The sequence below is a fragment of the Novosphingobium sp. AAP83 genome (assembly GCF_001295795.1).
In the GTDB taxonomy this organism is placed as follows: domain Bacteria; phylum Pseudomonadota; class Alphaproteobacteria; order Sphingomonadales; family Sphingomonadaceae; genus Novosphingobium.
Map to the genome: position 1 here is coordinate 1 of NZ_LJHY01000080.1, position 3,182 is coordinate 3,182.

3 protein-coding genes and 1 pseudogene are annotated in these 3,182 nt (G+C 61.1%); 3 read left to right on the forward strand and 1 reads right to left on the reverse strand.

The genetic code is table 11. The annotated features are described in order from the left end of the window. Nucleotides 1-180, forward strand: a pseudogene (locus IP81_RS21475) (IS481 family transposase); the annotation flags it as partial. Between the two features lie 25 nt (nt 181-205). On the opposite strand, the gene IP81_RS19395 reads toward IP81_RS21475, so the two are convergent. Next, complete coding sequence (locus IP81_RS19395; RefSeq protein WP_054109650.1) at nt 206-1,282, reverse strand: COX15/CtaA family protein; 1,077 nt, start codon at nt 1,280-1,282, stop codon at nt 206-208. 161 nt (nt 1,283-1,443) lie between these two features. Here IP81_RS19395 and IP81_RS19400 point away from each other — a divergent pair, with 161 nt between their 5' ends. Both IP81_RS19400 and thiS read left to right on the forward strand, forming a co-directional pair. Next, on the forward strand, nt 1,444-1,815 hold the full coding sequence (locus IP81_RS19400; RefSeq protein WP_054109651.1) for a MerC domain-containing protein: 372 nt from the start codon (nt 1,444-1,446) through the stop codon (nt 1,813-1,815). Between the two features lie 57 nt (nt 1,816-1,872). Next, a complete protein-coding gene (gene thiS, locus IP81_RS19405; RefSeq protein WP_054109652.1) occupies nt 1,873-2,880 on the forward strand; it encodes a sulfur carrier protein ThiS in 1,008 nt (335 codons plus the stop codon). Nucleotides 2,881-3,182 lie beyond the last annotated feature (302 nt).

Consider the following 3,182-nt stretch of genomic DNA (forward strand, 5'->3'; position numbering starts at 1 on the left):
GAGACCCACCACCAACTGCGCGAGTACCTCGCCAACTTTATCGCAGCCTACAACTTAGCCAAGCGGCTCAAGACCCTCAAAGCCCTCACGCCCTTAGAATACATCTGCAGATGCTGGACAAAAGAACCCCACCGGTTCACATCAAACCCGCACCGTCAATCTCCGCGATCAGACAACTAAACTGCCGTTGCCGCATGTTCTGCGGCTAGGCGGTGGTCACTTTGCGCCTTGTTGTACGGCTGCCCAGCACATGCGCGCTCCACACCGTTGCCGCCGCCAAAAGCGCGCCGACCAACTGGTGCAGCACGGCGATCCATAGCGTAACACCGCTCCATACGGTGAGGATACCCAAAAGGACTTGCGTGCCAAACACCGCGTGGAGGATCACTGAGGCTTTACGGTTGAGCGGGCGCAATGCTCTGCCAACCACGACCAGCACGGCGACCACCACCCATGCCCACCAGCGGTGGATAAAGTGGACGAGGAAGGGGTCTGAAAGCAGGGCGTGACCTGCTCCGAGCGCCCAATCGACGCCAGCGGGGTAGAGGCTTCCCTGCATTAGCGGCCATGCGTCCCAATTGAACCACCCGCCGCCTGCAGATGTGCCCGCGCGCATGCCCGCGACCAGCGCACCGAAGAACAATTGCAGGACCAGCGCCGCAATCGCCAGCCCGCCAAGGCCGCCCAGCTTGGCGCGGCGCTCGCCCTTGGCCAGCGCAAGCAGATCCAGCGCAGTCCAGATCAAGCCGCCCAGCGTAAACAGCGCGACGAGCAAGTGTGTGGCGAGGCGGAAGTGGCTGACTTTCACATCGTTGACGATGCCCGATTTGACCATCCACCAGCCGACCGCGCCTTGTGCCGCGCCAAGCGCCAGCAGCGCAAGAAGGCGCGGCTTGTACCCTTGCGGAATGCTACCCTTGATCCAGAACCATACTAGCGGGGCTGCAAAGACCAGACCGATGGTGCGTGCTAGCAGGCGGTGGACCCATTCCCAGAAGAAGATGAACTTGTAGGCCGCAAGCGTCATCCCAGCAGGGCCATTGATCAACCGGTATTGCGGGGTGGCCTGATACGCTGCGAATTCGGCCTGCCATTGCACATCGGTGATCGGAGGGATCGTGCCGGTGACAGGCTTCCATTCGGTGATCGAAACGCCCGATTCGGTCAGCCGCGTAATGCCGCCCACCGCGACAATGGCGATCACCATCAGGGCGACGATAAACAGCCAGCGCGCAAGCGACCGGGCATTGGTCTTAAGTATGGGCGAAGAAGCGTTTAACATATGGTCGGGCACTGCTCCTGCGCCTGAAAAAGCGCAAGAGGCATTGTTTGACGGGGCGGCACGGCTCTTTGGGCAGGGTCTTGGGAGAGAGGCGAGCGCGCGGAAATTGAATCTGCCCCATCCCTTGCGTGATGATACACTATAACATATATGGGTATTGGATGAGTGATGCCATGATTGCCTTGCGTGCCCGGCTTGACCGGATCGGGGTGCTCCTTTCGGGACTGTGCCTGATTCATTGCGTGGCTGGGCTGTTTCTGGTGGGGATGCTAGGGCTGGGCGGCGGAGTTCTGCTCAATCCTGATATCCACCGCTGGGGACTGGTGTTTGCGTTGGTGATCGGCGCCGCCACAATTGGCATCGGCGCGCTGCGCCATGGCCGTTTCTTGCCGCTGGTGATTGGCAGCATCGGCCTCTGCCTGATGGCGGGGGCAATTGCGGTGGGTCATGGCAGCGCCGAAGTGGCGCTGACCGTCAGTGGCGTGTTGCTGGTGGCAACCGCGCATATCATCAACATGCGGCACGCGCATTGATCCGCTGAACAAAAGCGCACGCTTGCACCCTGCCTCACCCGCGCTAAAGCGGGCGGCATGAGCGATACCCTTTCCCTTACCGTCAATGGCGAACCGCGCCGCGCCGCGCCCGGATCAATTGCCGATCTGGTGCGTAGCCTTGAACTGGACCCGGCCAAAGTGGCGGTCGAGCATAATGGCGAGATCGTGCCGCGATCAACGCTGGCCAATGTGGCACTAGCCGATGGTGACGTGCTGGAAATCGTGCATTTTGTGGGTGGAGGACAGACCGACGTGACCAATTCTGATACGTGGCAAAAAGACACTTGGACCGTTGCGGGCCGGACCTTTACCTCGCGCCTGATCGTGGGCACCGGCAAGTACAAGGACTTTGAACAGAACGCAGCCGCTGTGGCCGCATCTGGCGCGGAAATTGTCACCGTGGCGGTGCGCCGTGTCAACGTGTCCGATCCCAAAGCGCCGATGCTGACCGACTTTATCGATCCCAAAAAGATCACGTACCTTCCCAACACCGCCGGATGCTTTACCGCCGAAGACGCGATCCGCACGCTGCGTTTGGCGCGCGAGGCGGGCGGCTGGGATCTGGTGAAGCTGGAAGTGCTGGGCGAGGCGCGCACGCTTTACCCCAACATGATCGAAACCATCCGCGCCACCGAAGTGCTGGCCAAGGAAGGCTTCGCGCCGATGGTTTACTGCACCGATGATCCGATTGCCGCCAAGCAACTTGAAGATGCAGGAGCGGTGGCGGTGATGCCGCTGGGCGCGCCGATCGGCTCGGGCCTTGGCATCCAGAATCGCGTGACCATCCGCCTGATCGTGGAAGGCGCCAAAGTGCCGGTGCTGGTCGATGCAGGCGTTGGCACCGCATCTGATGCAGCGGTGGCGATGGAGCTTGGCTGCGACGGCGTGCTGATGAACACCGCGATTGCCGAAGCCAAAGACCCGCTGCGCATGGCGCGCGCGATGAAGCTGGCGGTCGAGGCCGGGCGCGATGCCTACCTTGCCGGCCGCATGGGCACACGCAAATATGCCGACCCCAGCAGCCCGCTGGCGGGATTGATCTAACCGGCCCCTTCAACTCGTCATTGAGAGCCCCACGCAGCGGGGAGAAGCCATCCAGAGGGTGTGTTTCGACGCTCTGGATTGCTTCGCCGGCTTCACCTCCTCGCGATGATGACGGGGTGTTGGCAAGCCACATCAGCCCCAACAAAAAAAGCCCCCCGCGATCTCTCGCGGGGCCAGTTGCCTTACGCAGGGTGTAAGATCGTGAATTAGAGCGTCGGACTTGAAATTTGAATTGGTAGGGATTCTGTTCGGTCCCGGGGATTGATGGTGCATTATCCATGCAGGAATGGAAGGATGCGCTA

Bases quoted from the DNA above. Each gene is read 5' to 3' on its own strand.
- thiS (WP_054109652.1), top strand. From the start codon at position 1,873: ATGAGCGATACCCTTTCCCTTACCGTCAATGGCGAACCGCGCCGCGCC.
- IP81_RS19395 (WP_054109650.1), bottom strand. From the start codon at position 1,282: ATGTTAAACGCTTCTTCGCCCATACTTAAGACCAATGCCCGGTCGCTT.
- IP81_RS19400 (WP_054109651.1), top strand. From the start codon at position 1,444: ATGAGTGATGCCATGATTGCCTTGCGTGCCCGGCTTGACCGGATCGGG.